Source organism: Bacteroides mediterraneensis (genome assembly GCF_016900355.1).
GTDB lineage: Bacteria > Bacteroidota > Bacteroidia > Bacteroidales > Bacteroidaceae > Phocaeicola.
Map to the genome: position 1 here is coordinate 1 of NZ_JACJKA010000045.1, position 6,390 is coordinate 6,390.

The 6,390-nt window shown below is 32.2% G+C and carries 7 protein-coding genes; all 7 read left to right on the forward strand.

Features of this window, described 5'->3' with window-relative positions; translation table 11 throughout:
* Positions 1-144: 144 nt before the first annotated feature.
* The 7 genes from H6A28_RS14615 to H6A28_RS14645 all read left to right on the forward strand — a co-directional run bounded on the left by H6A28_RS14615 (position 145) and on the right by H6A28_RS14645 (position 6,070).
* Positions 145-435, forward strand: a complete 291-nt coding sequence (locus H6A28_RS14615; protein WP_204481002.1) for an LPD28 domain-containing protein — start codon at positions 145-147, stop codon at positions 433-435.
* 745 nt (positions 436-1,180) lie between these two features.
* A complete protein-coding gene (locus H6A28_RS14620; RefSeq protein WP_204481003.1) occupies positions 1,181-1,894 on the forward strand; it encodes a hypothetical protein in 714 nt (237 codons plus the stop codon).
* Positions 1,895-1,909: 15 nt separating this feature from the next.
* Positions 1,910-2,818: a hypothetical protein gene (locus H6A28_RS14625; protein ID WP_204481005.1), complete on the forward strand. Its 909-nt coding sequence runs from the start codon at positions 1,910-1,912 to the stop codon at positions 2,816-2,818.
* A 10-nt stretch (positions 2,819-2,828) separates the two neighbouring features.
* On the forward strand, positions 2,829-4,703 hold the full coding sequence (locus H6A28_RS14630; protein ID WP_204481007.1) for an energy transducer TonB: 1,875 nt from the start codon (positions 2,829-2,831) through the stop codon (positions 4,701-4,703).
* 108 nt (positions 4,704-4,811) lie between these two features.
* Complete coding sequence (locus tag H6A28_RS14635) at positions 4,812-5,168, forward strand: hypothetical protein (RefSeq protein ID WP_204481009.1); 357 nt, start codon at positions 4,812-4,814, stop codon at positions 5,166-5,168.
* On the forward strand, positions 5,165-5,605 hold the full coding sequence (locus H6A28_RS14640; RefSeq protein ID WP_204481010.1) for a hypothetical protein: 441 nt from the start codon (positions 5,165-5,167) through the stop codon (positions 5,603-5,605). The genes H6A28_RS14635 and H6A28_RS14640 overlap by 4 nt, the downstream gene beginning before the upstream one ends.
* Positions 5,606-5,623: 18 nt before the next feature.
* Positions 5,624-6,070 (forward strand): hypothetical protein, encoded by a 447-nt coding sequence (locus H6A28_RS14645; RefSeq protein ID WP_204481012.1) that lies wholly within the window; start codon positions 5,624-5,626, stop codon positions 6,068-6,070.
* Positions 6,071-6,390: the final 320 nt, after the last annotated feature.

The following is a 6,390-nucleotide window of genomic DNA, read 5'->3' on the forward strand; positions in this document are numbered from 1 at the left end:
CAAAACCCACTTGCGTGACCTGTTCGACAAGACTAATTTCAATGATGTCAAAGATCTAAATGATCCCCTGATTCCGGGGCTTTTTGATTAATTGTTTAACTCGTCCCATTTTAACGGGACACTAATGATAAAGAATATAGAGCGATGACATACGATTACAACAGAACAAGCAAAATCAGAATGAATATAACACTGGAGAATGGTGTTAAGGTTGAAGGTGAATTTCTGGAACTCAGGATTTCTGTTGATACGATACCAGACAATAAGGAATGGTATCAGATAAGACATAGTGATGAGGACTGGATTGCACCTGTATCATTGAAAAGAGGAGGTATAATGGTTAATTTCATGGGAACCTTTATCTGTAATCCAATAGAATCAATGAAAGAACCTTGGATTGAACTGGATATTATTGATTATAAGTTCTTTGATTAATATAGAAAGAGGCTGCCGATTGATGGTGGTCTCTTTTTTCTTCTTTCAGGTCAGGAGTTAAGGAGTATACATAACATCCGTAGGGTGGAATAAAAAATCTCCAAAGACTTCAAAAACCTCTATAAAGATAGAAATCCCTAAATGAAATATTCTATTATCCTGTCGGTTATGTAATAATCCCAATTCACCCCTTACCCTTGTCCCAGCTTTATATTATACTATTAGTGGGACAGTTTTGAATAATAAGATAAGTATTTGATTACTAAATGTTTTATTCGGGTATGAAATATAAGTACAATATCCAATTTTATTTTACTGGGACACAAATATCCGATTATTTCCGCCCATGAAGCTGCTAAAATCCTTATATTTGAAAGAAATAATACTCTTTATCAGAGCGTAATATTGAACAAAAAACGTATATTTGTAATGTCTGACCGGAGAAATGGTTGGATCATAATAGAAAGCGTTTTTTGCTTTTATCCTGAAAACGAAATCGCCAATTTCAACAGTGAAGGGATGAAAGACAATATTACGCTCATTTTCTGTTTGTATATGTTTCCCATATAGCCAATGCTGTATAGGTACATATATCATACAGGCGTGGGAGTATTGTTTCTTTCTTATTCATCTTCACGAGGTGTTTGGCGATACCTGTTTTCGATGGATAGTAGGAAAAGTCCTCACGCCTTCTTTGTTTAAAATTTAATACTGACTTCGGGGGCTTATAGGTAAAATCTATAATATGGAAACAACTGATTTATGGAAGAAAACTTTAAATGCTTCATTACAATTACCATTCGTAAAAGTTGAACGTATTGTTTTCTTAAGAAAGGAACTACAACCTTATTGTACCGAAGAACAGATACAAATTGCTATAGATGATTCACCTCTCAAAGTATTGGATAAGAGAACTGTAAATAAAATAGCTAATGGATGTATTAGTTATCATACAACAATAGTATGTGCTACATCTGCTTTATCTGGTTTACCTGGAGGTTGGTTCATGGCAGCTGCTATACCTGCTGATATAGCTCAGTTTTATGGTCATATTTTAGCTTTAACCCAAAAGCTCCTATATTTATATGGATGGCCGGATTTACAAGATGAGAATAATGGATTGACTGATGAAACATTGAGTGTTTTGACTTTATTTGTCGGTGTGATGATGGGGTCGCGTGAAGCTGTTCAGGGAGTAAATTTATTAACAAAAGCATTTGCTGAACAAGTAGTAAAAAGATTACCTAAAATGGCATTAACAAAATATGCTTTCTATAATATCTCTAAACAAGTAGCAAAATGGATAGGTATAAGACTTACAAGAGAAACCTTTGCAAAGGGAGCTGGTAAAGTAATTCCTCTGATTGGTGCTCCTGTTTCTGCTGCTATTACCTACTGGACTTTCAAGCCAATGGCAGATAAACTCAAAAAACAATTGGATAGTAAATTAAAAAACTAAATTCAGGAAATCTATATGAAACTGCATTACTTATTTATAGTATTAATTGTTTGTTGTTTTACCATTAGTTGTGGTAATTCATCTAAAAAGCAACAAACAGAAGTAACTACACAGCAGGTAAATCCATTTGAAATGGTCTTTAAAGAAGCTTGTGAGAAAAAGGAAACTCTTTATGACCTCATAAGAAAAGACATTATTAAAGAAAGAATAATAAGAGAATATAGTGCTAATTTTTATAATAAAGCTCTTGAATATACAGTATTTGCTTATGAAATAATTTATAAAGATGGAAAATATACGGCATTTGGAAGTCTTACTCGCTTAGCTGGAACAAGTGTTGATTTAATCTATGACCCAACATCTGATTTATTGACAGTAAAAATAATGGAAGAAGATAGACTTGTTCAATCTGACGGAGAAGTTCATTATAATACAGAAGGATGGCATATGGGTATAGATGAATATAAAAATGATTTTGGCGAAATAGAAAAGAGAGAAGCAGCATCAGGATATATGATACTTACCAAAGATGGTGAAGGCTATACTGAGTTGAATCAGAAAGACTTCATGGTTGTAATGAGAACATATTGTATAACATTATGGACAGATAAATTTGGTGGTTTGGAGAAAGTAAAAGATATACGAATAAAAGACCATGATTCAGGTATAATTTATAATATTTCATTTGATAGACCATTTCAGAATGAGGAAAAACGTTGGTTTACATCTATAGGTGTCTATATGTTTGGGGAAAATATGAGAAAATTTATAGATACAATAAGTTCCTTAGAGAATTATACGATATCAATAAGAAGTGATTATGGGAATAATGTAATAATAAACAATCCTGAAAACTTCAATAATATCAAAGACGTTTATATGAAATTACTAGAAAATCAAAAAGAACTAGATAGTTTAAATTAAAGATATTATAATGAAAAAGCTATTATTTTTATTACCACTGATACTTGCATTACTCGTATCTGGTACAGTTGAAGCCAAGAAAAAGAAATATCCAAATGGTGATTATTATGAAGGCGAATGGAAAAAGGGACAGCCTAATGGATTTGGAAAGATGATTTATGCAAATGGCGATGTTTATGAAGGTAATTGGGTGTTCGGAAAAATGGAAGGTCAAGGGGTTATGACTAACCAAAGGGAGAACATTACCTATAATGGTACATGGAAAAACGGGTTACCCAATGGTAGTGGTACAATGTATATAGATAATTTTACTTATGAAGGATTATGGAATGAGGGGAAGATTTTAGAAGGTAAAGTAACAGACCCTAAAAGAAATGTTTTTGAAGGAACATTTGTAGATGGAAAGACTGTAAAAACTGGGAGAATGACCTATTCCAACGGTAACTGGTGTGAAGGTGATTGGGAAAATAATAAATTACTGAATGGAAAATGTAAATCTGTTATCAGTGATTCACTTTATTTTGAAGGAGAGGTTAAAAACGGATTACCTTTTGCTGGTATAGGTAAAGGACGAATTGCAAAAAACTATTATGATGGGAAATGGGAGAATGGAGAATTTACCGGACATTGCATATTGAAAGAATGTACCGACAAAATTTCTTTGTTTGAAGGAGAACGTAAGAGTGATGGTTGTTATAATGGAAAACTAAAATTTAAAGGCGGTACTTATGTTGGTGAGGTTGATAGTGTTTTTACCAAACAAGGTGAAGGAGAACTCTATGTGGATCAATATAGTTACTCTTTAAAAGGGACTTGGGTAAATAACATTTTACTTAATGGAAATGGACGTTTATCCTGGAATAATAGTAAGGTTACTTTTGATATAGAAAACATGTCTGATAAGAAGATTGCTAAAATATCAATAGATGGCAAACAAACCGTGGAAAATGTACTTCCTTCAGGCATTAATGATATAAATTTAGCAGAATCCATAGTGGATATACTTATTTTAAAGGAGCGAAAGGAGAAACAGGAAAATTTTGAAAAGTATTTTTCCGGTAAAGTTTTTTATACTAAGAAACTTTTCTCTAAATATTATTCTCGTCTACTTAACACACCAATATTTGGATCAGAATTTAAAAATATGTTTGACGAGAATATGGCGGTTATCATTTGTATAATCCCGATTGATGAAAATAAGCTTTTATTTGTTCAAAGAGCAAAACTTGAAAATCAACCGAAATCTTATAACAGAGGATATTTGTTACAACAAAATATGTTAGGCAAAGATTTGATAGAAGAATGTATCTACAATTATACATTTGATAATGGTTGCTTAATTTTTAAAAGTGACAATGTGTTTGTTGGAGAGAAAAAATATAAAATCACTAACAATGGATTATATGATATTGATAGAGAAACTGAACTATCTCCATGTAGTCGTGAATCTTTAAATAAATTCTTATTATCAAATATTGATGAGAATATAGATGAAATCTCAAAGAGAGCTAAAAATTTTTCTCTACCAGAAAATACTTTAATGACGAGTGAGGAATTAAAAGCAAAATATGCAACTTCGTTATCCAATCGTAAACCTGAATATCCAGAGGGGGATGAAGGTTTTAAAAGGTTTATCTTACAAAATTTGAAATATCCAACTATATCTCAAGAATGTAAAAGTGAAGGAAAGGTAGTGGTTCAGTTTATTGTTACACGTGATGGTGAAATAGAAGACATAGAAGTTGTAGAAAGCAGTGGAGACCCTTATTTAGATAAAGAAGGATTACGAGTTACAAAATTACTACCTAAATTTAAACCTGGAATCCATGATGGACAATTTGTTAATATGAAGATGACGATACCCTTTAATTTTAGTTTAAAATAAATCAACATTCATAGAGAACGATTAAGAATAAAAACTTAGTCGTTCTTTTTTTATATCTACTTTCTTAAAATGACAAAACGCGATTCTGGTGGATTGAAACTCTAACTAATGACAAAAATAATATCAACAACTATGTTAGGAAATCTTATGAATATATTCTTTGATGGTACTTTAGAAGAATCGTCAGAGCGTCAGGTTAGAGAAACTACTCCTGATGTAACCGAAAAAAGTAGTACAATCGCCAAACCAATCCCTGAAAAATACGAGAAAGATATAGAAGCCTTACGAAAGAAGTATGGAGAGAATTTTAAAACTGGTCTCTGCATTGAAATAACACTGAAGGAACTTCTGGAGATATGCCCGAGAGAAAGAAGGCGAACTGATGCTTATACTGGACTTATATCATTCCTGAAGGGCAAAATGGGAATTACACTAAACATTAAATCACAAAAATCTAAACTATGAAAAACTATTTTATTGCAAACAGAGAAGTCCTCGATACTACAATGACGATAGAGGAGATTGAATCAGCCGTAAATGATTCTTTGGAGGAAACAACTGGTGGAATGGTGTCTTTCGCGATTGAGGAGTTAAGCGAAAATCATGTAATTATGAAATTTATTCGTGACTTTTATATCAACCCGGACAAACCAGTGATATATGATACTGACGCAAATATTATATCTGGCATTGGTCTTACAGCCTTTACTCCTAAAAAGATGGGTGGTTATCCATTAATTAGTCCACTATGTTTTAACGGTAAAAATTTCTATACCGATGTAACTACCTTCATTCAGTTCTATAAGACACTGTTACTATTTACATGTAAAGAGGAAGGGTTTGTTGAAGAAATCGGTATAAGATGTTATCCAGATTGTATCATAATGAAAATCACGTATTAAACTAAGGAGGAGGCAGTAATGAAAAAAGAAAAGAAGGTATTCGTTATGGGTAAAGTATATACCATAACTGAAACAAACACTAGTGAAATTGAAAAAGCGGTGCAGGAAGATTTGGATGCTTATGTTGGTAAAGATAAAGTTGAATTTAAGCTATGTACATTAGGAAATGTTGTAGCCATGTTTTTCAATAGACCTTTAGAATATTCCACTTTAGGGGCTGACCCGAGAGAAAGTATTATTGGTGAGGATGCTTTAATCATTACAGGAGATAGATATAATGGGTTCATAATGCCATCACCTCTTCCTCCTATGCCTTATTTAGGACATATAATTTATAATCTGGAACAGTCAGACTTTCTGGAGATTTATAAAGAAAGTGCTAAAAGATTAGGTGCCAGTAAAATAAAGGATGCCTGGTTGGAGATAAATCCAGGATCAATCATATTGAGAGTACAGACAAAGTGATAATAATGTAAGGAGATGGTCGAATTTGAGACTGTCACCTTTTTTGTAGCCATAAATCTGAAATGGATATGCAGGAAAAGAAATGGTAAAAATGAATTTTATGATGGAGGATATATCGAGAAATACTATCATTCTAATCAGGATAAATTTAATAGTAAGAAGTGATATATGACAAGAACGAAGGGGAAGTCATATATAAAAAACTTTCCACGAAATCACTCTTTGTTGCTGATTTTTTATTATAGAAAATGTCATTTGATTCCCCTGAAATCCTTAGTATTGTAATAATAACATTTTTTAATAATAAAAAACCTTTATAG

Bases quoted from the DNA above. Each gene is read 5' to 3' on its own strand.
- H6A28_RS14615 (WP_204481002.1), top strand. From the start codon at position 145: ATGACATACGATTACAACAGAACAAGCAAAATCAGAATGAATATAACA.
- H6A28_RS14620 (WP_204481003.1), top strand. From the start codon at position 1,181: ATGGAAACAACTGATTTATGGAAGAAAACTTTAAATGCTTCATTACAA.
- H6A28_RS14625 (WP_204481005.1), top strand. From the start codon at position 1,910: ATGAAACTGCATTACTTATTTATAGTATTAATTGTTTGTTGTTTTACC.
- H6A28_RS14630 (WP_204481007.1), top strand. From the start codon at position 2,829: ATGAAAAAGCTATTATTTTTATTACCACTGATACTTGCATTACTCGTA.
- H6A28_RS14635 (WP_204481009.1), top strand. From the start codon at position 4,812: ATGACAAAAATAATATCAACAACTATGTTAGGAAATCTTATGAATATA.
- H6A28_RS14640 (WP_204481010.1), top strand. From the start codon at position 5,165: ATGAAAAACTATTTTATTGCAAACAGAGAAGTCCTCGATACTACAATG.
- H6A28_RS14645 (WP_204481012.1), top strand. From the start codon at position 5,624: ATGAAAAAAGAAAAGAAGGTATTCGTTATGGGTAAAGTATATACCATA.